The sequence below is a fragment of the Mycobacterium sp. NTMscope_MAC_12 genome (assembly GCF_976985675.1).
The window spans coordinates 83,379-108,166 of sequence record NZ_CDRJYY010000001.1 but is presented as its reverse complement, the minus strand read 5'-3'; the positions used below and the strand labels follow the sequence as shown (position 1 = coordinate 108,166).

Below are 24,788 nucleotides of genomic sequence, written 5' to 3'. Positions count from 1 at the left end.
ATGTCACCGGGCTCGGGATGGCGTTCGGCACTCTAGAGGAGGGCCGGTCCTGGGTCGGTCGTCGCTCCGAGCCAAAGCAGGCGTGGTTTCCGATCGACCGATCGATGATCCTCTACTACTGCTCTCTGGTTGAGGACGCCAACCCACGGTACTGGGAGGGCGACGAGTGCCCACCGGGCCTGCTGATGACCCTGGGCATGAACCCGCAATGGGCGCCCGCGCACCTGCACCGCGAGGACGGGCTTTTCGCGCTCAACGTTCCCCTGCCCGGCCACCACATCATCAACGCCTCCACCACCACCGAGCTGGAGCGCCGACCCCGAGTCGGTGACCACGTTTGGATAGTCGAGGAGATCGTCTCGCTATCCGACGAGAAGACGACTCGGCTGGGAACCGGCGTCTTCATCACATCGCTTACCACCTACACCGACCAGCACGGCGAGAACATCGCCCGCAACACCAACGTCCTGTTCCGCTACGACACAGCCCAGTAAACCCGGGGGCGCTCATGACCAAGATCAGCACTGCAGACATCAAAGGCCTTACCTTCGATGACGTCATTGTCGGCGACGAGATCACGCCGGTGTCGATTCCTATCACCTACAAGCGGGTCTGCATGAACGCCGCGGCGACGTGGGACTGGTTCCCGGGCCATCACGATCCGGAGTACGCACGCAGCCAGGGCCAGCGAACGATCTACCTGTCGACGCTGTTCTTTCACGGCTTCATCGACCGGGGCCTCACCGACTGGGCGGGCCCCGACGCGCTCCTGCGCCGGCGCAAGATATCGATGATCAAGTCGATCTACCCGGGACAGACCGCGACCCTTACCGGGCGGGTGGTGGCCAAGCGCCAAGACCGCGGAATGCGCCTGGTCGACCTGGAACTGGCAGTGTCCAGCGAGGAGGGCATATGCGTGCCCAGTGAGGCGACCTTGCAACTGCCGGCCGGTCGGCGGTAATCGAGAACTTCGACAGCCGTCGCTGCATCATCGTTGCCTACGTTCCTGCGCCAGCTCGACCGGGGGACGACCCGCTCTGGATCGCGTAGCTCTGCGGCTCTGGCGACGACGGCGCGCGTCGCTTTGAAGGCTGCCGGTAGATCAGTAACAGTGGTTCCTACAAGGCCTGCTTCCTTCTTATACCCACCACTTCAAAGACGACGTGGCCCCGCGCCAGCGACCTCGATCCGCTATACGCGGGCTTTGGGATGCTACAGGGGGCCGCACCAACGAAAAGCTGTGTCAATGGCCAAGTAGAAGTACCCGCTGGTGGCCGGATAAAAGTACCCACCCCGTGCAGTGATTCTTAGATTGGTTGGGGGTTCTCCTTCCGGTGTTGGGCGTCCTTCATTCGGTAGGACTGGCCGTCGGTGATGACGACGGTGGCGTGATGCAGGAGCCGGTCCAAGATGCTGACGGCGGTGGTCTGCTCGGGCAGGAATCGACCCCACTCTTGGAAGGGCCAGTGCGAGCCGATGGCCAGGGAGCGGCGTTCGTAGGCGCCGGCGACGAGGCGGAACAGCAGCTGGGTGCCGGTGTCGTCGAGTGGGGCGAAGCCCAGTTCGTCGAGGATGATCAGATCGACACGGAGCAGGGATTCGATGATCTTGCCGACGGTGTTGTCGGCCAAGCCGCGGTAGAGGGTTTCGACGAGGTCGGCGGCGGTGAAGTACCGGACCTTGTGCCCAGCATGAATCGCAGCGACCCCCAGTCCGATCAGGGTGTGGGACTTGCCGGTCCCAGCCGGTCCGATGATCGCCAGATTCTGTTGTGTGCGAACCCATTCCAGGCTCGACAGGTAGTCGAACACCTTGGGCTGAATCGACGATGCGGCCACGTCGAAGGACTCCAAGGTCTTGGTGACCGGGAACCCGGCAGCCTTGAGCCGGTTGACGACGTTGGAGGCATCCCGTGCCGCCAGTTCGGTCTCGACGAGGGTCCGTAGCACTTCTTCGGGGGTCCAGCGCTGGGTCTTGGCGGTGATTAGGACTTCGGGGGCGGTGCGCCGGATCGCGGCGAGCTTGAGCCGCCGCAGCCCGGCGTCGAGATCAGCGGCGAATTGCGGAGTGGACAGTGGTGCAACGGGTTTGGTTGCCTTGGCTGGCGTGCCGTTCATGACGTGGCACCACCGTCTGCGGCCGGGTTGACCGTGTAGGCAGCCAGGGATCGGGTCGGGGCGACTGGGAGGTCCAGGATCAACGCATCCCCGGCGGGGCGGGGCTGCGGCGTTCCGGCGCCGGCGGCCAGGATGGACCGCACGTCGATCGCGCGGAACCTCCGGAACGCGACCGCCCGGCGAAGCGCGCCGACCAAGGCGTCGGTGCCGTGGGCGGCGCCCAACGCCAGTAGGACTTCCAGTTCGGAGCCCAGCCGAGTGTTGCCGATCGCGGCGGCCCCGACCAGGAATGCTTGAGCATCCTCGCCGAGTGTGCAGAACTGTTGCTCAGCATGAGTTTTGGGTCGTGGTCCGCGGCTAGGTTCCGGGCGGGGACCGTCGTAGTGATCGTCGAGGACTGATGCGCTGCCTGGGGCACCCAGTTCGTGCTCAGCCACGATCACCCCAGTCGCGGGCTCCACGATGCACAGCGCGCCGTGATCGACGACGACGGCCACGCTGGTCCCGATCAGTCGGGTGGGCACCGAGTAGCGGGCCGAGGCATACCGGACACACGACAGCCGGTCGACCTTGCGGATCACCGACGGTGCCCCGATTCGAAGTTGCAGCGACGGCAACGGTTGCAGGAGTTCCCGTTCGATCAGCAGTTGCTCATCGGGGACCGCACAGATCTCCGAATGCACCGCGGCATTGACCTCCAGACACCACGCCCTGGCCGCAACGTTGGCAGCACGCAGATCAACCGGCACCCCGGCGATGGCGGCGTCGGTGAGCAGCGGGACGGCGAGGTCGCGTTGGGCGTAGCCGCACAAGTTCTCCACGATGCCCTTCGATTTAGGGTCGGATGCATGGCAGAAGTCCGGCGCGAAACCGTAATGACCTGCCAGCCGGACGTATTCGGCGGTAGGGATCACCACGTTGGCGACCACGCCGCCCTTCAGACAGGCCATCCGGTCGGCCAGCACCCGGGCCGGGACACCACCTATCCCGGCCATCGCTTCGGCGATCAACGCCAACGTCGTGGACGCCTTCTGGTCGGTGGCGAACGCGACGAAGCGCCACCGGGAGAACGCCAGCACTGCGCAGAACAGGAACAACCCGGGTGCGGCTTGGGCCCAGTCGATCACCAGATACTCACCCGGTGACCACACCGCCGGGCGACGTCCCCGGTGATGTTCGTTGCGCCACAACACCTTCGCCTCAGCAACGAGGCGACGGAAGTTGCGTGCCGACCCGTCGTAACCGGCGGCCTTCGCGATCGGCAACATCCGCTTCGCCGACATCCGACCCGCCGACTTCTCGACACGCTCGGCGACCAGATCGGCCACCGCATCGTAATTGTGGGCCCGCTCGACCCGCGGCGGTGCGCTCTCACCGGCTTCGAATTTCTCGACGACTTTCTTGACGGTCCTATGGGTGGTGCCGCACAGCTGCGCGGCGCCGCGGTATGACCCGACTTGTTGATAAGCAGAAATGATGTCCATGCGGTCCCTCGCAGACTTCAATGGAACTCCCCGGTGGTGACGATGAGTGGTTGGCACCTTCACCGTCACCACCGGGGCCCGCAGTTCCTGATCGACACGACGAACACGGGGTGGGTACTTTTATCCGGCCACCAGCGGATACCTCCACTTGGCCACCAGTGGGTACTTTTTCATGGCCACGGACAAGCTGGCTGGCTTATCGTGATATCCGTTTCCTCGGATTGGGATCCGAGCCTGACAAGCTACCTCATCGCAACATCCGCACGCGGGGTCCTTCGCCCATTGACGCAAGCACTACCGTCCAACCAGTACGGGCTTGCTGTGATGGATCGGGTGCTTCGGGCGGCGCTCATCGCGTCCCGCCCACGCCCAGGACTGCGCGTAAGGCTGGTCGACACCGTCTTCGCCGGCGATCGAGTGAGGGGAGATTGGGTCGTCGCACCGAACGTCAACCCGGACGGGCCACCGATCCTTTACATTCACGGCGGCGCATTTTCGATGTGCTCTCCCAAAACCCATCGCGGTCTGCTGGGCGAACTGTCTGCCGCGTCGCTGCGCCCGGTCTTCGCGGTCCGCTATCGATTGGCTCCGCGTTACCCGTATCCGGCGGCTGCTGACGACGCACTGAGGGCCTACCGGTGGTTGGCGGGCTCTGAAGAATCGACATCAGCCCGCACGGTAGCGATCGCAGGCTGTCAACGGCAATCGAAAACTGATCAGGAGTCGGCCGCGCACTGGTCAGTATTCACTTGCCGCCGACACAGGCGATTCGGCGGGCGGCCAACTGGCGGTCGCGACCTCGTTGGGTGCACTCGCACATCGCCTGCCGTTGCCTGACCGCATGCTACTGATGTCCCCCGTCATCGATCTGACGTGTCAGCTGGCGACGGCTCGCGAAATCTGGCGCCGCGATCCTTTCGCATCCGCCCGATCCGCGTCGCGGGCGCTGAGTCTCTACGTGGGCGACGCCGATCCGCACGACCCCCGCGTCAACGTGCTCGCCACCGACCTCACCGGCATGCCGCCGACATTGATCCAGGTGGGCGGGAGAGAAATGCTGCTCGACGATTCCCGACGACTCGCCGAGCGCATGCTCGCCGCGGGGTCGTCCGTGCAACTTCAGGTGTTTCGCGGTCAAATTCACGTGTTTCAAGCCCTGTTTCGACTCTTGCCCGAGGCGCGTCACGCTTTGCGCCTCAGCGGGGCGTTTCTCGCCGACAGCGCTGAACGCAAGTTTCCTTGACGCCGGAGCTGAACGCGGGCGCAGCGGCTAGCTGCGCGGCGACCGCCTTTGCGCGCCACTGGGAGCCCGTTGACAAGTCAGATATGCATGTATTAATTTTGACATTATTGGGCGTAATGTAAACAGCTGGTCGGTTCCTCATCGCGAGCAGGCCGCCAACGACGACCACAGGCCGGGGAGCGACAATGGTTAACCCGCTACACGCGCCCGTCGATAAAGCCATAAAGCCCGGGAACGGTTATCTTCGGTCATCTTGATTCCCGCGCCGCAACGGGTGGACGACGGACTTCGCCGGTGGAGTCGGCGGTGGCCAGTGCGTGAACTAGCCGCGCCCCCGGCTGGAAGCGGATTGCGACCGGTTCTCGGTGATGCCGGGCTCCCCTTGGTCGGGCACACCCTCGACTACATCCGGTTTGGGTCCGACCTGGGCAGAGAGCGCTACGAGCGGTTCGGTTCTGTCTCGTGGATGGGAGCGTTCGGTACCAAAATGGCGGTCATCGCGGGCCCCCAAGCTACCCAGGAGGCGCTCACCACCAACGCAAAGGCGTTCTCGCAAGACGGCTGGGCCTTTCTCATCGACGCGTTCTTCCACCGCGGATTGATGCTGATGAGCTTTGACGAACACCTCATGCACCGGCGCATCATGCAGGAGGCCTTCACGCGGCCGCGACTGGCCGGCTACGTCACCCAAGTGACCCCTTGCGTCCGCGCAACCCTGCCCACGTGGCCGACCGGCCCGTCCGTCCGCATGTACCCGCTGTTGAAAAACCTGACCCTCGACATCGCCACCGATGTGTTCATGGGTGGCCGAGGCAAAGACAGCAGCGACGCCATTAACCAGGCGTTCGTCGCTACGGTACGCGCGGCCAGTTCGCTCGTCCGCGCGCCGCTTCCCGGTACCCGCTATCGCGCCGGGGTCCGCGGCCGACGGGTGCTCGAGGAGTACTTCGCCCGGCACTTGCCGGCCGCCCGGGCCGGCGACAGCAATGACCTGTTCGCCGCGCTGTGCCATGCCAGCACCGAAGACGGGCAACGTTTCAGTGACTCCGATGTCATCAACCACATGATTTTTCTGATGATGGCCGCTCACGACACATCGACGATCACCACCACCGCGGTAACTTATTACCTGGCAAAGCATCCAGAATGGCAGGATCGGGTTCGCGCCGAAAGCGATGTTCTCGGCGACCGGTCACCGGAGATCGACGATTTGGAAGCGCTCAGGTCCCTCGATCTGGTGATCAAGGAATCCATGAGACTCGTGGCGCCGGTTCCGCTAGTGATGCGCAAAACAGTGGAAGACACCGCAATAGACGGCCACTACATTCCCCGCGACACGCTTGTGGCGATCACTCCCGCCGTCAACCATTTCGTCCGCGAAGTCTGGCATAACCCGGATCGCTTCGACCCCTTACGTTTCGACGTCCCGCGCCGCGAAGACCAAGCCCACCGCTTCGCGTGGCTGCCGTTCGGGGGTGGCGCGCACAAATGCATCGGTATGCATTTCGGCACCCTCGAGGTGAAAGCGATCCTGCACCAGATGCTGCGCACGTTCACCTTCGGCCTCGACACCGATTACCGCATCCGTTGGGACAACACATCGCTGCCGATCCCGGTCGACGGGTTACCGATCAGGCTCCACCACCGATGAAGTTAGAGTTCGCGCGGTTCCTTGCACCCACCGAATTCCTCGACTGGAAACACGATGCCGTGCAGCAGTTCACCGAATCGGCGACGCGTAACGCCATTGATTCCGTCGATAAGGCGTGCCGCATCTTCACCGCTGTCCGTGATTCGATCTGGTACGACCCGTATTCCGTCTCCGACGACCCGTGCCAGTACCGAGCCAGCGCGGTCGCCGTCGCCGAGCGCGCCTACTGTGTCCCCAAGGCGGTGCTCTTGACGGCTGCGTGTCGCGCCGCGGGGATTCCGGCGCGGTTGGGTTTCGCCGACGTCCGCAACCATCTGCAGACCCCGAGTCTCCGTGAACGGATGGGTGGCTCGGACGTTTTCGTCTACCACGGCTACAGTCAAATGCTGCTGAATGGCCGGTGGGTCAAGGCCACGCCGGCGTTCAACCGCGAGTTATGCGCGCGCTTCGGGGTCCCTCCTATCGAATTCGACGGTCAGCGAGACGCCATGTTGCACGCTCACACAGGCGACGGCTCCCAACACATGGAATACCTCCATGACCGTGGCGTTTTCGACGACCTTCCCCTCACGGAAATCATCGACGCGCTGCGCGACAACTACAGCGAACTCATCTACGAACCTCCGCCCATATCAGACTCGTTCACCAATTAACAGTTTGAAAGATTATGCTTGTGCAAAGCACTAATGCGGGATATCTCACGGCAGCTAACCGAAAGGACGCCTCCCTATGACAGCCGCCTCACCCTGGCTCAACCCGGAATTGGAAGCGCTTCGTGATCTCGCCGCAAAGTTCGTTGCCACTGAGATTGCACCCCACTCAGAGCGCTTCGCCGAGCAACACCATGTCGACCGGGCGGTGTGGGAACGAGCAGGCGAGCTGGGCCTGCTGTGCATGTCGATGCCGGTCGAATACGGCGGCGGCGGCGGGACATTCGCACACGAGGCAGTTCTGCTCGAAGAGCAAGCTCGAATCGGGGACAGTTCGTGGGGCGCCGGCCTGCACAGCGGCATCGTCGCACACTACATCCTGCACTACGCCCGGGAAGACCTGAAAAGGCAGTGGCTGCCCAAGATGGCGTCGGGCGAATTGATCGGTGCCATTGCGATGACGGAGGCCGGAACCGGATCTGATCTTCAAAGCGTGAAGACGCGCGCCGTCCTCGATGGGGACGAGTACGTCATCACCGGCTCGAAGACGTTCATCACCAATGGTCAGCAAGCCGATCTCATTGTCGTCGTGGCCAAGACCGACCATACTCAAGGTGCCAACGGTATTTCGCTGATTGTCGTGGAAGCCGATCGCCCCGGGTTCCGGAGAGGACGAGTCCTCAGCAAAATAGGTCAGCGCGGTCAGGACACATCTGAATTGTTTTTCGACGGCGTGCGCGTCCCCAAGACGCATCTGCTAGGCGACACCGAGGGGCAAGGTTTCATCCAGCTGATGACGCAACTGCCGCAGGAGCGACTAATCGTTGCGGTCGGAGCGGTTGCCGCCATGGAATTGGCCTTGCAGCAGACGGTCAAATACACGCGCGAACGAGAGGCCTTCGGACGAACGATCTTCGGGTTCCAGAACACCAAGTTCACCCTGGCCGAAGCGGCCACTGAAACAAGGATTGCGCGAGTATTCCTCGACCACTGCATCTGCCTACACCTCCAGGGCCAGCTCGACGTGCAAACTGTCGCGATGGCCAAATGGTGGACGACGGAACGGGCGATGAAAGTCCTCGACGACTGCCTGCAGCTGCACGGCGGGTACGGATACATGACGGAATATCCGATTTCGCGTCTCTGGGTTGATCAGCGAGTACAGAAAATCTACGCGGGGTCTAACGAAATAATGAAAGAGATTATTTCGAGGTCGCTTTGACAAGATAGCGACGACCGAACGCCCGGTGTATCAACGCAGATGAGGATCTGCTACTTGAGACAGGCAAGCTCCACCGCAGATAAAGCCATCGAATGGATCACGGCGCAGGCCAGCAGTACACCGCCGAGGTATGTTAGGGCGTACTTGTCGTAGCGGGTCGCGATGCCGCGCCACTGCTTGAGCCGATTGAAGCCACGTTCGACGGTGTTGCGCAGCGCGTAGATCTCGGCGTCGAACGCCGGTGGGCGGCCGCCGGCGGATCCCTTGGCCTTGCGGCGGTCGATCTGATCTCGACGTTCGGGAATCGTGTGCTTGATTCTGCGGGAACGCAATTGGGTACGGGTGCTCGGATGCGAATACGCCTTGTCGGCGAGCAACCGGAAATCGTCAGCGGACTGGTCTGAATCCCTGCATGTCGCGGCGTAATCATCGAGCAGCGCCATCAATTGCGGGTTGTCGCCGGCTTGGCCGGCGGTGAGCCGGACCGCCACGGGAGCTTCGCGAGGATCAGTCAGCGCGTGGATCTTGGTGGTCAGCCCGCCGCGGGAACGCCCGATCGCATGATCGTCGGGCTCATCGGCAGATTTCTTGTAATTCGAATTCGACAGTGCCCCCTGTGCACAACGTGTCCGAACGGGCGCCCGCCGAGTGTTGATGGGGCTCTGCGGAAATGAGCGTGCAGCAGTGGTTGGCGGATATCCGCGGTGGGGGTTCGTGTCGTTGAGCTGAGGTGGGGCCTCGGTGGGTGACGATTCAGGTTCCTACACGCCGCTTCACCAACACCACCGAGGTGACCCTTGCCTGAGGCTACTGCCTGCCCGCCGTCGGTTGTTGCCGACACGATCATGCGCACCATCGAGTTGGGGGTGACGATCACCGACGCCGCGGTCGACGAGAAGACGACGACGATCTTCTGCAGGCCGGTGGCCTGTGACGCCAGGTGTCCGGACTGCGGCCGGGAGGGCCGCTACCGCGACACTGTGACTCGGCCGTTGACGGATCTGCCGGTGGCCGGCTACCCGCTGGTGCTGCAGGGTGCCCTACCTCGCTACCGCTGCACAACGCCAGCGTGTGGGCGGGCAGTGTTCAACCAGGATCTGGGCAAGTTGGCGGCCCCGCGCTCATCGACGACGCGGCGCTGTGCCCGGTATGTATTGCGGCGGTTGATGATCGACCGCACCACCATTTCGGCGATCGCCGCCGAACTCGGGGTGTCCTGGCATACTGTCAGCTCCATCGCGATGCGTGCGACCGCCGGCCTGATCGCCACAACCGGGCCGGATCGGCTGGCCGGGGTGACGGTGATCGGTGTCGATGAGCATCGCTGGGCGCCTCGGCGTCGCGGCACAGAGGGGTTCGTCACGCTGATCATCGACCTCACGCCTACCCACGACCAGACCGGCCCGGCACGCCTGCTCGACCTGGTCGAAGGACGCTCAGCGACCGCACTGGCCACGTGGTTGGCCGCCCAACCCACCGACTTTGCCCGGGCCGTGGAGGTCATTGCGATGGACGGGTTCGCCGGCTACAAGACCGCCGCCACCGAGGTCATCCCGGACGCGGTCACCGTGATGGACCCCTTCCACGTTGTGGCTTTGGCCGGGACCAAGCTCGACCTGATCCGCCAACGCATCCAGCAGCAGACCCTGGGTCGGCGCGGACACACCGGTGACCCGCTCTATGGGATCCGGCGCATCGCCCGAACCCGCCTGCAGCTGCTCTCCCCACGCCAATACACCCGGCTGACCGAGGTGCTCGACGGCGACGACCATCTCGCCGTCAAGGTCGCCTGGCTGATCTATCAGAAGATCATCGCCGCCTACGCCGACCCGAACCGACGTCACGGCAAGAAGGCAATGACCAGGCTGATCGAGTCGATACGGCGCGGCGTACCCGCCGGATTGGAGGAGATCGCCCAACTCGGCCGCACGCTATCGCGCCGCCGCGCCGACATCCTGGCCTTCTTCGACCACCACGTCTCCAACGGACCCACCGAGGCCATCAACGGCCGCCTGGAAGCATTGCGCCGCAACGCCCTCGGATTCCGCAACCTCACCCACTACCGTTGGCGCTCACTACTACACAGCGGAGCACTCCACCAACTTGTCAATGCACTCTGAATTACGAAGAGCCGTTGATGGGCACGCACGTTGGTCGAATCGACTGATAACAGCTTTTCGATGTCGGCGTGCACGTCGGCGTCGAACCCGAACGAGGCCGCGACCCGGGCGAACATCTCGTCGTACGTGCCGTCCAGCGACCACCGGTGATGGCGTTTCCACACTGTTTGCCACGGCCCGAATTCGGCGGGCAGGTCCCGCCACGGGCATCCTGTGCGAAAATGCCAGGCGATCGCTTCCAGGATCAGCCGGTGATCACGAAACCTGTTGCCTCGCTTACCGTCATGCGACGGCATCAACGGCTCGACCACCGCCCAAAACTCATCACAAATCACACCCGTCCGTGTCACGAGATCGATCTTGGCTGCGGGCGGGTTGATGACGCTCGAAGGCCAGGGTTTGAGTCCAGGCGATCAGGTCGCCAGCCAGGGCGACGACTTCGAGCCAGATCCGGTTGGCCCGGTAGCTGTGGAAAGGCAGGTTACGCAGGCCGGTGTCCTTCAGACAGCGGATACGGTCTTCGGCGCGGGCGCGTTGGCGGTGACGCACTTCCAGGGTCGGCAGCGTCCAGCCGGTTCCGCGAGTGTTGGTCGCAAAGCAGGTGATTCGCCAGCCGTTATGGTCGGTCAGCCGTAGCTGGGCACCGGGGTGAGGACGTTCACGGCGGGCGATGACTCGCATCCCGCGTGGCCATTCCTGGGGGCCGTACTTGGCCGGCGAACGGGTGGGTTTGACCGGGGTCGGCATCCAGTTGGTGAGCTCGGCGACCTGCGCACCCTCACGAGGTGCGCCGTCACTGTCGAGCGCAGCCACCCAAGCCTGCTCGGGAATCGTCTCGATCGCGGCCTGGACAGGGCCGTGAGCGGGAAACCCGATGGAATAGTGCAATCCGGCGTCGGTGAGGTGATGCAGGAATGCTTTAGACGCCCCGCCGGCATCGGCGCGCACCAGCACCTGGCCCCGCTCGGCGGCGGGCAGTTGTTCCAGCGCGGCGCCCAGCACTGTGATGTGATCAGAACTATTGAACGGCGAGGCCTTTCCGGGCGTAGGTCCAGCGCCAGAGTTTCTCCGGTGCCGTGCTCGCCATGGTCGACAAAAGCGCACATCGGGGCGAACCCATAAGACATCTTGTGGGTCGCCTCAGCGCCCTCCTTATCCGAATGCGCCGCCACCAGGGTGGCATCGATATCGACGATGACCTGCCCACCCTCTCGTGTTCCCGGTGTTCCCGCCAGCGGCCGACGCCGTGACCAGACCCGGTCACGGGCTGCAGCGTGTGCCGAGCGCAGCGCCATGACCGCAGCATCGGTGGTGGCGTCATCGACGGCCAACGCCGCAAACAACCGAGACACAGTCGGGTCGGAGGCCACGACTCCGAACAAGTCGCGCTGCGCACGGACTGCGGCCACATCGGCCAAACAGTCACCACCGAGCGCGACCGCGATCGCCACGTCAAGCAGCACCTTGCCCGGATCATGGCGGGCCCGCGCCAGCCGCCACGGCCCCAGCGCCCTCGATAGGACAAGCCCCAGGCCCGCAACCCGGATCGTCTCGTTCATCATCGCCGCGCCCGATGACGTCACCAACGACTCGCGGACATCATCGACGACCAGCCCACCAACTGCGTTACGCTTCACCTACGGAGTTGCCTTCCTGCTTGAGGATCTTGAGACTTCAGCAATCCCAAGAATTCCCTGCAGGACAGGCGCTTCCGTGCATTACACGCCGTCACAACCCCCAACGACATGAAACCTCGAGGCTAGCATTGTGAAGTCGGCGATCTGGGCCCCTCCCGTCCGATCGCGAGGGGTCTGTCGAACGTGCAGACCGCTACCGTCCTCACTCCTTCGCGCGTTACAGCGGACCCCATACAGATAGTATCTAATACATGCGGTACCTGATACCGTTGGCTCTGTGAATTCGTCTGATTGGCGGGATCGGCCCGCGAGCGCCCACTTCGGCTCCATCTGCTGGCAGTCGCGCCTGCTGGCGTTATTGACGGCTATCTTCGCGCGCCCAGTGCTCGCTACCTTGACCGTCATCGGCATAGTCATCAACCGTTTCAGTCCTCACCTGTTGCAGCGTGCACGCCTTGACGTCATCGACAAACCGCTGCGCGTGGTGCCGCCACCGGCGGGAACTCAAGTGACCCCCGTCGCATTGCCACAGTGTCCGGCCGAGTGGGTGGTATTCCCGACGGCCCGCCAGTCCGACCGGGTTATCGTCTACTTCCACGGCTCGGCGCTGGTGACTTTGGGTCTCAATTCGCATCGGCGGTTTGTCGGTAAGCTCTCCCAAGAGACCGGCGCGCGGGTATTCAATGTCGGTTACCGGCTGGCCCCGCAGGCCCGCCTTGAGGATGCCGTGTCCGACGGGCTCGACGCCTACCGCTACGTTATGTCGCTCGGCTTTTCAGCGGATCGCATTGTGCTAGCAGGAGATTCGGCCGGTGGCATGGTGGCTGCCGGTACCGCACTGGCCGCCCGCGACAGCGGGCTGCCGGTGCCTGCGGGTCAGGCGCTGATGTCACCGCTGACGTCGTCGGATATGGGGCTGAAGTACCGGGCCCTCAAAGACCATCGCGACGTGATGTTTCCGTTCATGACGGTGAAGTTCCTCTATGACGTCTTCGGTACTGTCAACGGCACCCGGGCGGCGCCAGTGATGCCGTCGGAGGCCGATCTGCATGGCCTTGGCCCATTTTTGCTCCAGGTTGGCACCCACGAGATGCTGCTCAATGACACCCTCACGCTGGCCGACCGGCTGCGGGCTCACGGCGTACCAGTGTGGGTGCAGCAGTGGCACAAGGCGATGCACATGTTCCAGCTCGGTTTCGACGTCAACCCAGATGCGCTTCGCGCGGTTGAGGAGGTGGCGATGTTTATCCGTCATCTCACCACCGCGCCGGAAAAGAACAGCGCATAATCCGCCCATCGCGCAGGTCGTGGAACATAGAGCAGCCAGTAGCGCAGGGCTTCAAGTGCGGCGCGGACCAAGACGCCGGTCGCAGCACGAGGTGGACGACGAACGGGTTGTCGAGGTCAAGCGGATCAGGACCGCCGCGACGCTATCCCCGCCGACGCAATTGAGAGCTCGTTGCCTGCGCTCGGCCGTTCGGGATCACTGGATATGCTGTTGGCCGCCTACTCGCTGGTGGCCACCCTCTGGCAGACGCCAACCCGCCAGAGCGGCTCACCGATGTCTACGCAAAGGGCGCGCAAGTCGTTCCGCCCGAGTGGAATCTGGGCTTCGCGTCCGCCTTGACCCGCCTGCTGACCGCCAGGTGCATCGGCCTCATCTCTGAAACCTCATGAACAGAAAAGGAGACCAGGACGCAGTGGCTTGGCGAACTGCAACCGGTGAAAACGATGCCAACCTTGTCGATGGCCGGGAACCAGGCGAGACCGCGCAGCCTTCCGCCGGCAATGGCTTTGCGCCAAACGCTAAGTTGCGATCGATCCAGTCGAATGGGCGGTGGGGCGCCCAACTAGCGGGAGATGGTTGGCTGGGGAGGATTCACGTTGGCGCTGCGATGAAGAAAATGTGGATCGTCCTGGTCATCGTGGCGGTGGTGGCGGTAGCGGGCTTCTGCGTACTGCGGCTTCGCACCTTTTTCGGCGTCCACGACGATCAGACGATGACCAGCGGCATCGCCGATGAGATCAAGCCGTTCAATCCCAAGCGCGTGGTTTACCAGGTTTATGGTCCCCCGGGGACGGTGGCCAACATCAACTACTTGGACATCAATGCCCAGCCCCAGAAAGCTAGCAACGTGCCTTTGCCCTGGACGCTCTCGGTTACCTCGACGCTGCCCTCGGTGAGCGTCAACATCGTCGCGCAGGGCGACAGCAACCAAATCGGCTGCCGGATCATCGTGGACGAGGTGGTCAAGGACGAAAGGTCGAGTCAGGGTATGAATGCGCAAACGTTCTGCATAGTGAAGTCCGCATGACCGATGACCGGGCCGCAGGGCTGCCGCATATGCCGGTTTTCGCGCGAACGGTCCACAAACTCGCGGTGCCCGTCGTCTTTGCCTGGGTGGGGCTTGTCGTCGTCCTCAGCGTCTTGGTTCCATCGCTGGACGCGGTCGCCGAAGAACACACCGTGTCGATGAGCCCCAAGGACGCGCCGTCGATGCAAGCGATGAAGCACATCGGCAAAGTATTCAACGAATTCAACAGTGACAGTGCGGTCATGATCGTGCTGGAAGGTGACAAGCCGCTGGGCGATGAGGCCCACCATTTCTACGACCAGATCGTCCGCAAACTCGAGGCTGACACGAAACACGTCCAGCACGTCCAGGACTTCTGGGGGGATCCGCTGACGGCCGCCGGTTCGCAAAGCTCCGACGGCAAGGCCGCCTATGTGCAGGCGTATCTTGCTGGTAACCAGGGCGAGAGCCTGGCCAGCGAGTCTGTCGCGGCGGTCCGCAAGATCGTGGACAGCGTGCCTGCGCCGTCGGGGGTCAAGGCCTATGTGACCGGCGCTGGGGCGTTGATCGCCGATCAGCACTCGGCCGGACAAAAGAGCCTCCAGAAGGTCACGATCATCACCTTCGTGGTGATCATCGTGATGTTGCTGTGGGTATACCGCTCGATTATCACCGTGTTCAGCACGTTGTTCATGGTGGTGATCGAGGTGATGGCGGCTCGGGGGGTTGTCGCTTTCCTGGCCTACAACAACATCATGGGATTGTCGACCTTCGCGGTTAATATTTTGGTGCTGTTGGCCATCGCCGCTGGGACAGACTATGCGATCTTTATTCTCGGCCGATATCAAGAGGCGCGCGGCCTAGGCGAGGACCGCGAAAAAGCCTTCTACACCATGTTCCACGGAACCGCGCACGTCGTCCTTGGCTCTGGCCTGACTATTGCCGGTGCGATGTATTGCCTGAGCTTTACCCGGCTTCCGTATTTCCAGACTATGGGTATCCCTTGTGCGGTCGGGATGCTGGTCGCCGTTGCTGCCGCGCTGACCTTGGGTCCGGCGGTCCTGACCGTCGGCAGTTTCTTCAAGCTGTTCGATCCTAAGCGCAAGATGCGGACCCGGGGATGGCGACGGGTGGGCACCGCGATCGTGCGCTGGCCCGGGCCAATTCTCGCGGTGTCAGTCGCGATCGCCCTCATCGGTCTACTCGCCCTACCCGGTTATCAAACCAATTACGACAACCGGCTGTATTTACCCCCGAGCGTCCCCGCGAATATCGGCTACGCCGCCGCCGAACGGCATTTCCCCGCGTCCCGGATGAATCCGGAATTGTTGATGATCGAGACCGATCACGACATGCGCAACCCGGCGGGCATGCTGGTGTTGGACCGGATCGCCAGGGGGGTCTTCCACATCCCGGGTGTCGCGCGCGTCCAGGCGATCACCCGGCCGCTGGGAACGCCGATCGAGCACACCTCAATCCCGTTCCAGATCAGCATGCAAAACACCACGCAGGTCGAAAACCAGCAGTACATGCACCAGCGCATGGACGACATGCTCAAGCAGGCCGACGCGATGCAACAGTCCATCGACACCATGCAGCGCATGTACAACATCACCTCGCAGATGGCCGCGGTCACCCACCACATGGACGGCCTCACGCATGAAATGTTGGATGTCACAAACACATTGCGCGACAACATCGCCAACTTCGATGATTTCTTCCGGCCGATTCGCAGCTACTTCTACTGGGAAAAGCACTGCTTCGACATCCCGGGCTGCTGGTCGCTGCGATCCCTCTTCGACGCGCTCGACGGTCTGGATCAGATCACCGAAAAATTCACCTATCTTGCCGGCGACATATCTCAGCTGGACGCCTTGATGCCGCAGATGCTGGCGCAGATGCCGCCCATGATCGCCACCATGACGACCATGAAGCAAATGATGCTGACCATGCACAGCTCGATGTCGTCGCTGTATGACCAGATGGACGTGATGAGCCAAAACTCGACCGCCATGGGCCAGGCCTTCGACGCCGCCAAGAACGACGACTCGTTCTACATCCCGCCGGAAGTCTTCGACAACCCCGACTTCAAGCGCGGTCTGAAGATGTTCCTGTCGCCGGACGGGCACGCGGCCCGCTTCATCATCTCCCATGAAGGGGATCCCGCGACCCCGGAAGGCATTTCGCACGTCGAGCCGATCAAGAACGCAGCCAAGGAAGCCATCAAGGGAACTCCGCTGGAGGGCGCCAAGATCTACCTTGCCGGCACCGCCGCGGTCTACAAGGACATGCGCGACGGCTCCAAATACGACCTGATGATCGCGGCAATAGCTGCGGCCAGCCTGATTTTGATCATCATGCTGATCATCACCCGAAGCCTGGTCGCCGCGGTCACCATCGTGGGCACGGTGCTGATCTCGTTGGGCGCCTCGTTCGGACTGTCCGTGCTGGTGTGGCAGGACATCATCGGCTTCAAACTGCACTGGATGGTGCTGGCGATGTCCATCATCTTGATGCTGGCCGTCGGATCCGACTACAACCTGCTGCTGGTGTCCCGTTTCAAAGAAGAAATCGGTGCCGGTTTGAAAACCGGAATCATCCGCTCGATGGCCGGCACCGGTGCGGTGGTGACGTCTGCGGGCCTGGTCTTCGCCGCCACCATGGCCTCGTTCATATTCAGCGATTTGAAAGTCGTCGGGCAGGTCGGCACCACCATCGGCCTGGGTCTGCTGTTCGACACCCTGATCGTGCGCTCATTCATGATGCCGTCCGTCGCCGCGCTGCTGGGGCGCTGGTTCTGGTGGCCGCAGCAGGTACGCACTCGCCCGGCCAGCCAGCTACTTCGGCCCTACGGGCCACGTTCGGCGGTTCGCGCCTACCTGCTGCCCCGGCAAGATGACCCGCAGTCGGCGACCACCGACCGGTTCCCGGCGGCCTCACCGCACTACTAAGGCATTGCTGAGGTGCATGCAGTCCCGACCGCGGCGGGACTAGGGCGGGGTTAGCTCCAGTTCCAGACCGACATTTCCCCGGGGAAGGTAGTTGTTGCACACGTGGGTGGACTTGGCGACAACGCCCTTGTTGTTGCAGAAGATCTTCATGTGATTGGGCCACGCGAACCAAAGCGGATCGCCGTAGACAGCCTCGGAGAACACGCGAGTTTTGCAACATCCAACGCACCTTTCTCAATAGCGCCCGACGGTCGCTAAGACATCGACCTAAACGCCTACTTTCTGCTGCACCCCGCACCAGAAGACACTTCGGCGACATAGGCCCGCTGGTGACGTTGGCGGTTGGTCTATAGGGAAACCATCAAAGACCTCACCGTCGAGCATGAAGTCCTGAAGTCTTGGAGGACAAAGTGAAGCGGCTGCTGCGGAAAGAGGGGTTTGCGGACGGTGGCCTACGATGCGGGCTCATCGGCCTTGCGGCGGTGCGCGGCGAGGAAGTCATCGACGATGCGCTCACAGTCTTGACGATCGATGGCACGCAGCCCGGTGAGTCGGGCAAACGCCACTGGCCCGACGAGTTGACACAGGATGAGCTCCGGGTCGAAATCGTCGAGGTCGGCGCGGGCTTCGGGGCTTTGCAACAGGGCATCGAATGGCTGGCGATACTGGTCGATGATCCGTGTGCGCAGCGCGTGCCGGTCGTGGGTTTCCTGGGTGCCGTTTGGTGTGCGGCCAAGCGCGACCCAGGCCAGGGTGGTGACGTGCAGCGGTGCCTCCTGGAACAGCGTGGCCTGTCGGCTCAACAGTTCGATGAGTTGGTCGCGCAACGATCCCGTCTCCGGTGCAGGGTGGACCTGCGGCAGCAGCCTTTCAAATGTGGCGGCAAGCAGTTGAGTGGAGCTGCTGAAGTGGCGATACAGGGTCGTGCGCGCGACTTTGGAGGCTTTGGTGACCGCGTCGATGGTGACGGCTTCGATGCCGCCGGCGCTCAGGAGTTTGGTGGCCGCATCCAATAGCCGGGTTCGTGAGCGCAACAGGCGCGGGTCGACGTCATCATCGTCGTCGACCGGGAATTCCAGGGTGTCGCGCTCCATGTAGTCACCGTAAACCTCGCGCGTAGCTGGCCGGCACCGAATCGCGGCTGCATCGGTCGATTGATTCGACCCCTAGACGGCTACGCTACTACTAGTAGCGTAGCGATACCACTAGTACACTTGTCTGTAAGGGTCTGTGGGGCGAAGGAGGACGCATGATCGGGCAGCGGGTCGGACGATCCCTGGTTGAGCAGCTCCAGGGCGCGGCCACCACAGGCCGGTTCGTGTGGCGGACGAACGAACTCTGCCGGCGGGCGCGAGGGGGAATCGCACAGACGGGCGGGGCTGGTCGGCGATGAATGTGCCGCTTGGGCTAACCAAGACGCATGTGTGGGCGCGGGGGGTTCGCGATTTCAGGCTGGTCCGCCGCGGTATCACTCGGCGCCTACACCGACAGCCGCCGGTTGATGACCGCGGCCGCGTTCGTCCCCGTCACTACCCTCCTCGCTCCTGCTCCTACTTGGACGACGAGTTGATGAACCGGGAAATGTATGACCACGTGCGCGACGAGCCGATCAGGTTGATCTCCCGGCTGGGATTTCGCCTGCGCCGTTCATGAAGCGGTCACTGTTTCGGAGTCGGTGCATCGTCATTGTCAAACCGCCTGTGCGCAAAGGGATCACGTGTCGCTGTACCGGACATGCTGGACCGTCGACGGCGCGTTGGTCACCGCCTGAAGCGGCTGGTTGCGCGGCGGCGATCAGAGAGCTTCGGACACCGGTGGCGGTTTCGCCGGGCAGGTAGAAGGGTACTGGTAGTACTGTTGCGATACCGTTGATTTCTTTCGAAGTAGCGGGGCGGGGGATGGCAGACAACGGGTGGGTCTCTTCGGGCGTGGCGACCTTGAGTCGCCCTGTTCGGGAGCGACTTCAAAAGGTTGCGGCCGGTGAGGGCGCGTACAGCGATCGGCTAGCGCGCTTGGCGGGTTTCAGTATCCGACATAAGGTGCTGATCATCGGCATGTGGGTGGTGAGCGCCGCTGCCCTGGCGGTGCTGTTCCCGCAGCTGGAAACCGTTGTTAGACAGCAGTCAGTGAATCTCATACCGCGCGATGCGCCATCGCTTCAGACGGTAGACCGCATGGGCGCGGCCTTCGGCGAGCAGGGATCCAAGACGACGATATTTGTCGCGATGGAGGATCCGGCGGGCCTGACTGCGCCGGTGCGCGGACGCTACAACGCGATGATTTCCCGGTTGCGTGCCGATTCGGAGCATGTGCGCTTGGTTCAAGACTTGTTGGCCGACCCAGTCACCGCAAGCCAGGCAGTCAGCCAAGACGGCAAAGCCTGGTATGTGCCGGTGGGAGTGGCCGGAACGCTGGGCGATCTCAAAGCTGCCGAATCGGTCCAGGCGGTCCGCACGATCGCCGCCCAGGCATTTAGCGGCTCACCCACCGATGTTCGCGTCACCGGGCCCCCGGCCACCTTCCGCGATCAAATCGCTTCGGCCGAAGAGGATTTGGTTGTCATCTCGGTCGCGACAGCAGGCCTGATCGCGATGATTTTGCTGGTCGTGTATCGGTCGGTGTTTACCGCCTTGCTGCCGCTGCTGGTCATCGGCGTGAGCCTGGCGGTGGGGCGCGGAGTGCTATCAGCGTTGGGCGAATCGGGCATGCCGGTGTCGCAGTTCACCATCGCCTTCATGACGGTGATCTTGCTGGGTGCCGGCACCGATTATTCGGTGTTCTTGATCAGTCGATATCACGAGCAGCGACGCCAAAACGTCCCGCCGGATCTGTCGGTGATCAACGCGACCGCCACCATCGGGCGCGTGATTTTGGCTTCGGCCGCCACCGTGGCGTTTGCGTTTCTGGCCATGGTGTTCGCGAAGTTGAGCGTGTTCGCCGCGTTGGGTCCCGCGTGCGCAATCGCCGTCTTTGTCGGATTTGCGGCCACGGTGACTTTATTTCCCCCGGTGTTGGCGCTGGCGGCCAAACGCGGCATCGGTGAACCCAAGGCCGACCGCACACGCCGCTACTGGAACTGGATCGCCGTGGCCGTGGTGCGTCGACCCGTTCCACTGCTGGTCGCCAGTCTGGCCCTGGTGCTAGGCCTGGCGGCCGTCGCGCTGACTATGCACATCAGCTACGACGATCGCCAAGGACAGCCGGCGACCACCGCCAGCAATGAGGGGTATCACCTGCTGGACCGCCACTTTCGCAAGGACGTCATCATCACCGAATTCATGCTGGTTGAATCGCCCACTGATATGCGCACCAGCAAGGCCCTGGCCGACCTGGATGAAATGGCGTCTCGGGTCTCGCAACTGCCTGGTGTCACCAAGGTCTCCGGTGTCACCCGGCCCACGGGCGCACGCCTGGACCAGGCTCAACTGTCGTGGCAAAACGGCCAGATCGGTAACAAGATGGCCGGCGCGGTCGCCAAGGGAGACGCCCATAAGGATGACCTGGCCAAACTCACCCACGGCGCCGACCAACTCGCCGGCGGTCTCGCGCAACTGGACACCACCTTGCGCACCGCGTTGACACCGTTGACCGGGATCCTCACCCAGGCCCAATCCAGTGGATCCCAAGTCCAGCGGTTCCGTCCGCTGCTACAGCAGCTTTCGGCTACCGCCCCGGCCGTCGACCAAGCCATCCGAACCGGTCCGGGACTGCGCCAGCAAGCCGACCAAGCCCAAAACGCAATCGCCGCCATCGACCCGCTCGTCGGTGCGCTCAACACCTCCCCATGGTGTGCGACCACACCGGAATGCGCCCAACTCCGCGACCAGGTGCAGATCCTGGTGACCCTGCGCCATACCGGCTTCTTCAACCAGCTCGCCAACCTCGGCGACCTTTACCAGCCCGGCAGCGACACCGCGGCCGGCACCGTGGCCGACGTCCAAAACGCAATCACGTCGCTGGACAAGGCTTTCGGAGCACTCGGCGACCCTGCCGACCTGGCCGGCAACATCCGCCGCCTCCAAAGCGGCATCAGCCAACTCGCCTCCGGCGCACAGGCCCTCGCCACCGGCGTGCACACCCTGGCCGACAGCAACATCGAAATGCTGTCGGGCATGAGCCAAATCGCCACCCAACTGCAGAATTCCGCACGAACCACCGCCGGCTCAGACAACGCCAGCGGCTTCTACCTTCCCACCAATGCCTTCGAGAACCGCCAATTCGCCGACGTCGCAAAGCATTTCCTGTCGCCCGACGGCAAAACCGCGCGTTTCGCCATCGAATCCAGTTACGACCCCTACAGCAGCGACGCGATGAACCTCGCCCACAAAATCACCGAGATCGCCGATGCCGCACGACCCAACACCTCGCTGGCCAACGCCACGGTGTCGATGGCCGGATTCCCCGCCGTCAACTCCGACATCCAACGCCTGCTTTCCGCCGACTTTCATCAGCTGGCCTTTGCGACCCTCGTCATCGTCGGCCTCATCTTGGTCGTATTGCTGCGCGCCCTGGTCGCCCCGCTCTACCTGTTGGGTACCGTCGTGCTCAACTACGGCGCCGCGCTCGGACTGGGAACCCTCGTCTTTCAATATGGCCTCGGCAAGGAAATCGCCTGGCCCGTACCGCTTCTAGCGTTCATAATCCTGGTGGCCGTCGGCGCCGACTACAACATGCTGCTCATCTCGCGACTACGCGAAGAATCGACCCACAACATTCGCGTCGGCGTCCTGCGAACCGTCGCAAATACCGGCTCAGTCATCACTTCGGCCGGGCTCATCTTCGCCGCCAGCATGTTCGGCCTGATCGTCGGCTCCATCGCGATCATGATCCAAGCCGGGTTCATCATTGGCTGCGGCCTACTTCTGGATACCTTCGTCGTTCGCACGCTCACGGTTCCCGCGATCGCCACACTGCTGCGCGAAGCGAGCTGGTGGCCGCAACGGAAACCCCTGACTCACAACGGCCGACCACATCGGACCACATGACAATTAGCCAGGAGCGCATCCGCACCAGCGACGGGATCACTCTCGTGGCCGACTGCTACCGGCACGCCGCGACTCGCCCCGTCGTGCTGCTCCTCCATGGCGGCGGTCAGAACCGTCACGCGTGGGCCACCACCGCTCGTCGACTCCATTCCCACGGCTACACCGTCGTCGCCTACGACACACGAGGTCACGGCGACAGCGACTGGGACCCGATCGGACAATACGACGTCGAACGGTTCGTATCCGATCTGATCTCGGTACGAGGACACGTCAGCGCCGACAGTCCCCCCGCCGTCGTCGGCGCGTCGCTGGGTGGGCTGATCATCCTCGCTACCCATCTGCTGGCCCCACCCGACCTCTGGGCAGCCGTTGTCCTGGTCGACATCACCCCGCGGATCGAATTTCATGGAGCCCGTCGCGTCGTGTCATTCATGGCCGCCCACCCCGACGGATTCGGCTCACTCAATGACGCCGCCGACATCATCGCCGAATACAACCCCCGGCGCGCGCGACCCGAAAATCTCGACGGCCTGCACAAGGTCCTGCGGCAACGTAGCGACGGACGATGGATCTGGCGCTGGGACCCAGCGTTCATCAGCTCCAACTTCGATGTCCTGCAAGGCAATCTCATGACAGGCAGCGAGGAGTTCGACGCCATCAGCGGATTTCTCGCCGAAGGAGCACGTCGAATCACGGCCCCAACGCTGTTAGTACGCGGCGCACTGTCAGACGTAGTCTCCCAGGAAACCGTCAACGAATTCCTCCAGCTCGTCCCGCACGCCGAAACGACGGACGTCACCGGCACCGGTCACATGGTTGCCGGCGACAACAACGACGCGTTTACCGCCGCGGTCACCGACTTCCTCGACCGCACCACAAGGACCCCGACGTAAGCATCCAGCGAACCTGCACCCGCCCCGGCTGACACGTCGGACACCCATCGAGATGGCTCGATCTATCGTTCGCACGCCTTCGGCGCTTGTGCCGTCCTGTCGCCAGGCGCGCGGCTACTGATGCGCCATGGCCACTGATTGTGTTGCGTCTAAGTCATTCTCGTCAACAGGAAGGTCGTGCCGAATCACCCGGACTCGACCCCGCGGCAGACACGCCATGTAGCCGTGGCACTTGCCATAGAGCTCCCACGAAGTCGCCGCCGCATCCGGGTCGACATCGATGCGGTGGCCGCGGGAGAAACACAGATGCAGCGCACCGTCGTCGTCGCACCAGGCACGCGTGCAGATCGCTCCGGCCAGGTCCAACAGTGGCCGCTCCTCGGCCGAAAGATTGATAGGGTCGATCAACACTTCTTCCTCAGGCCAGCCTGCTGCCGGAGGGAGGGTCAGCCGCATCGGTCGGGAAATCACCAGCTGGTTGTGATCGTCCAGGTCGACTACCAGCCCTTCGTGCAGCGAGACTCGTTGCACGGTGCACTGCTCGATCCATTGCGTGTACATAACCACTCCCTTCGACGCACCAGCGAGTCGCCTACCTATGCTACCGCTAGTAGCGCACCGATACTATTAGTATTGCTATGCGCTCTTGCTCGCGTTCCACGCAGCAAGAATGCGCTGCAGACCTCGATCAATGCGCTCGCGCGCCTCCGCTGCTGTCGCCCGTCCGACGACGAAAGCCATTAGATTGGCCAGCCAGATATCTGCGATGACTCCGGCGATCTGTCGCTCGCAAGCTCCCTGCGTCGGCCCACCAACCGTGCGCGCCAGCATGCTTTCGACGACGTCGGCGGCGTGTTGCACTGTCAAGGCTTCGTCTGTGCCCGCCATAACGAATGCCCGAACCACGGCCTCGGTGAGCTGCAGGTTTTGCTGCCACTCGTCGTGGAGCCGCGCTGTCAACGATCCCAGTCGGTCACTCGGGGAAGCGGCGCACGTGCTCCAGTCGCGTTCCTGATTCACCCGCTCGAACTCACGGGCGAGCAGCGTCACCAGCAGGTCGGTCTTCGACGCGAAATGGTCATACAGTGACCCGACAGTGATGCCAGCTTGCTTGGCCACCGTCTTGAGACGCACGGCCTTGAAACCGCCCGCCGTTGCGACCGCTCGGGCAGCATCGAGGATTGCGGTGCTGCCCCCGGTACCGGTCTCGGAATCTGGCGCCGCGCGGAACGGTACGTCAACCGACACTACGACTTCACTTCGGGGATAGACCTTTCGACGAGGAGGTGGCGGGATGACATTCCTCAAATCCCCCTTCGGGGAAGACGATGTCTTTGCAGACCGTTGGATATGCGTGCAGCCGCAAGCGCAACTGCAAGAGCCGCGAGTGCGGTAAACGGGGCTAGCACGAGCGTACTGGTGACACAGCCATGAGTGGGTACTGAAGCTGTGCCGTCCAGACCGCGGTGCGAAACGCGGACCCGATCGGCGGACGCTTCCGGGCGCACTCGGCAGCGAATACTCATGCGGGTAGCCGCAAT

The 24,788-nt window shown here is 63.0% G+C and carries 16 protein-coding genes and 6 pseudogenes; 13 read left to right on the top strand and 9 right to left on the bottom strand.

Going from position 1 to position 24,788, the window contains the following annotated elements; translation table 11 throughout:
* Nucleotides 1–17: 17 nt before the first annotated feature.
* Both AC0KS4_RS00475 and AC0KS4_RS00470 read left to right on the top strand, forming a co-directional pair.
* Nucleotides 18–494 (top strand): FAS1-like dehydratase domain-containing protein, encoded by a 477-nt coding sequence (locus AC0KS4_RS00475; protein WP_170826177.1) that lies wholly within the window; start codon nucleotides 18–20, stop codon nucleotides 492–494.
* 14 nt (nucleotides 495–508) lie between these two features.
* Nucleotides 509–961, top strand: coding sequence for a MaoC/PaaZ C-terminal domain-containing protein (locus tag AC0KS4_RS00470; RefSeq protein ID WP_007172211.1), 453 nt, complete (start codon nucleotides 509–511; stop codon nucleotides 959–961).
* 346 nt (nucleotides 962–1,307) lie between these two features.
* Here AC0KS4_RS00470 and istB read toward each other — a convergent pair whose 3' ends face one another.
* Together istB and istA are read right to left on the bottom strand one after the other, a co-directional pair.
* Entirely contained in the window at nucleotides 1,308–2,117 is an 810-nt protein-coding gene (istB, locus tag AC0KS4_RS00465) for an IS21-like element helper ATPase IstB (RefSeq protein WP_007172566.1), read from the bottom strand.
* Nucleotides 2,114–3,622 (bottom strand): IS21 family transposase, encoded by a 1,509-nt coding sequence (gene istA, locus AC0KS4_RS00460; protein WP_079669096.1) that lies wholly within the window; start codon nucleotides 3,620–3,622, stop codon nucleotides 2,114–2,116. Before istA ends, istB begins: the two co-directional genes overlap by 4 nt.
* 180 nt (nucleotides 3,623–3,802) lie before the next feature.
* Between istA and AC0KS4_RS00455 the strand changes: the two are divergent.
* The 4 genes and pseudogenes from AC0KS4_RS00455 (at nucleotide 3,803) to AC0KS4_RS00440 (ending at nucleotide 8,367) form a co-directional block, all read left to right on the top strand.
* A pseudogene (locus tag AC0KS4_RS00455) lies at nucleotides 3,803–4,844 on the top strand (alpha/beta hydrolase).
* Between the two features lie 250 nt (nucleotides 4,845–5,094).
* Nucleotides 5,095–6,495: a cytochrome P450 gene (locus AC0KS4_RS00450; protein WP_472408542.1), complete on the top strand. Its 1,401-nt coding sequence runs from the start codon at nucleotides 5,095–5,097 to the stop codon at nucleotides 6,493–6,495.
* Nucleotides 6,492–7,148 (top strand): transglutaminase-like domain-containing protein, encoded by a 657-nt coding sequence (locus tag AC0KS4_RS00445; RefSeq protein ID WP_007172209.1) that lies wholly within the window; start codon nucleotides 6,492–6,494, stop codon nucleotides 7,146–7,148. The genes AC0KS4_RS00450 and AC0KS4_RS00445 overlap by 4 nt, the downstream gene beginning before the upstream one ends.
* Nucleotides 7,149–7,224: 76 nt before the next feature.
* Nucleotides 7,225–8,367 (top strand): acyl-CoA dehydrogenase family protein, encoded by a 1,143-nt coding sequence (locus AC0KS4_RS00440; RefSeq protein WP_047324229.1) that lies wholly within the window; start codon nucleotides 7,225–7,227, stop codon nucleotides 8,365–8,367.
* Between the two features lie 50 nt (nucleotides 8,368–8,417).
* Here AC0KS4_RS00440 and AC0KS4_RS00435 read toward each other — a convergent pair.
* Nucleotides 8,418–9,024: pseudogene (locus tag AC0KS4_RS00435) on the bottom strand (IS5 family transposase); the annotation flags it as partial.
* A gap of 188 nt (nucleotides 9,025–9,212) precedes the next feature.
* Between AC0KS4_RS00435 and AC0KS4_RS00430 the strand changes: the two are divergent.
* Nucleotides 9,213–10,487 carry an ISL3 family transposase gene (locus tag AC0KS4_RS00430; RefSeq protein WP_046187320.1) on the top strand — a complete coding sequence of 425 codons (1,275 nt, stop codon included), beginning with the start codon at nucleotides 9,213–9,215 and terminating at the stop codon, nucleotides 10,485–10,487.
* A gap of 14 nt (nucleotides 10,488–10,501) precedes the next feature.
* Here AC0KS4_RS00430 and AC0KS4_RS00425 read toward each other — a convergent pair.
* Together AC0KS4_RS00425 and AC0KS4_RS00420 are read right to left on the bottom strand one after the other, a co-directional pair.
* Nucleotides 10,502–10,837 (bottom strand): annotated as a pseudogene (locus AC0KS4_RS00425) (IS5 family transposase); the annotation flags it as partial.
* Nucleotides 10,836–12,124: pseudogene (locus tag AC0KS4_RS00420) on the bottom strand (IS1380 family transposase); the annotation flags it as partial. The pseudogenes AC0KS4_RS00425 and AC0KS4_RS00420, both read right to left, overlap by 2 nt.
* Nucleotides 12,125–12,401: 277 nt before the next feature.
* Here AC0KS4_RS00420 and AC0KS4_RS00415 point away from each other — a divergent pair.
* The 4 genes and pseudogenes from AC0KS4_RS00415 to AC0KS4_RS00400 all read left to right on the top strand — a co-directional run bounded on the left by AC0KS4_RS00415 (nucleotide 12,402) and on the right by AC0KS4_RS00400 (nucleotide 17,369).
* Entirely contained in the window at nucleotides 12,402–13,412 is a 1,011-nt protein-coding gene (locus AC0KS4_RS00415) for an alpha/beta hydrolase (protein ID WP_033721600.1), read from the top strand.
* Nucleotides 13,413–13,494: 82 nt separating this feature from the next.
* A pseudogene (locus AC0KS4_RS00410) lies at nucleotides 13,495–13,801 on the top strand (TetR/AcrR family transcriptional regulator); the annotation flags it as partial.
* Nucleotides 13,802–14,019: 218 nt separating this feature from the next.
* Entirely contained in the window at nucleotides 14,020–14,439 is a 420-nt protein-coding gene (locus AC0KS4_RS00405) for an MmpS family transport accessory protein (RefSeq protein ID WP_007172563.1), read from the top strand.
* Complete coding sequence (locus AC0KS4_RS00400; protein ID WP_007172562.1) at nucleotides 14,436–17,369, top strand: MMPL/RND family transporter; 2,934 nt, start codon at nucleotides 14,436–14,438, stop codon at nucleotides 17,367–17,369. The genes AC0KS4_RS00405 and AC0KS4_RS00400 overlap by 4 nt, the downstream gene beginning before the upstream one ends.
* Before the next feature lie 50 nt (nucleotides 17,370–17,419).
* Here AC0KS4_RS00400 and AC0KS4_RS00395 read toward each other — a convergent pair.
* Both AC0KS4_RS00395 and AC0KS4_RS00390 read right to left on the bottom strand, forming a co-directional pair.
* Nucleotides 17,420–17,576, bottom strand: a pseudogene (locus AC0KS4_RS00395) (DUF5078 domain-containing protein); the annotation flags it as partial.
* 245 nt (nucleotides 17,577–17,821) lie between these two features.
* On the bottom strand, nucleotides 17,822–18,463 hold the full coding sequence (locus AC0KS4_RS00390; protein WP_007172204.1) for a TetR/AcrR family transcriptional regulator: 642 nt from the start codon (nucleotides 18,461–18,463) through the stop codon (nucleotides 17,822–17,824).
* Between the two features lie 804 nt (nucleotides 18,464–19,267).
* Here AC0KS4_RS00390 and AC0KS4_RS00385 point away from each other — a divergent pair.
* Together AC0KS4_RS00385 and AC0KS4_RS00380 are read left to right on the top strand one after the other, a co-directional pair.
* The gene (locus AC0KS4_RS00385; protein WP_007172203.1) at nucleotides 19,268–22,354 is read left to right on the top strand and encodes an MMPL/RND family transporter; all 3,087 of its coding nucleotides are present in this window, start codon (nucleotides 19,268–19,270) and stop codon (nucleotides 22,352–22,354) included.
* Nucleotides 22,351–23,247, top strand: coding sequence for an alpha/beta fold hydrolase (locus AC0KS4_RS00380; protein ID WP_033717417.1), 897 nt, complete (start codon nucleotides 22,351–22,353; stop codon nucleotides 23,245–23,247). Before AC0KS4_RS00385 ends, AC0KS4_RS00380 begins: the two co-directional genes overlap by 4 nt.
* Before the next feature lie 114 nt (nucleotides 23,248–23,361).
* Here AC0KS4_RS00380 and AC0KS4_RS00375 read toward each other — a convergent pair whose 3' ends face one another.
* Entirely contained in the window at nucleotides 23,362–23,808 is a 447-nt protein-coding gene (locus tag AC0KS4_RS00375) for a DUF6188 family protein (protein WP_007172201.1), read from the bottom strand.
* A 75-nt stretch (nucleotides 23,809–23,883) separates the two neighbouring features.
* Complete coding sequence (locus tag AC0KS4_RS00370) at nucleotides 23,884–24,495, bottom strand: TetR/AcrR family transcriptional regulator (RefSeq protein WP_007172200.1); 612 nt, start codon at nucleotides 24,493–24,495, stop codon at nucleotides 23,884–23,886.
* Nucleotides 24,496–24,788: the final 293 nt, after the last annotated feature.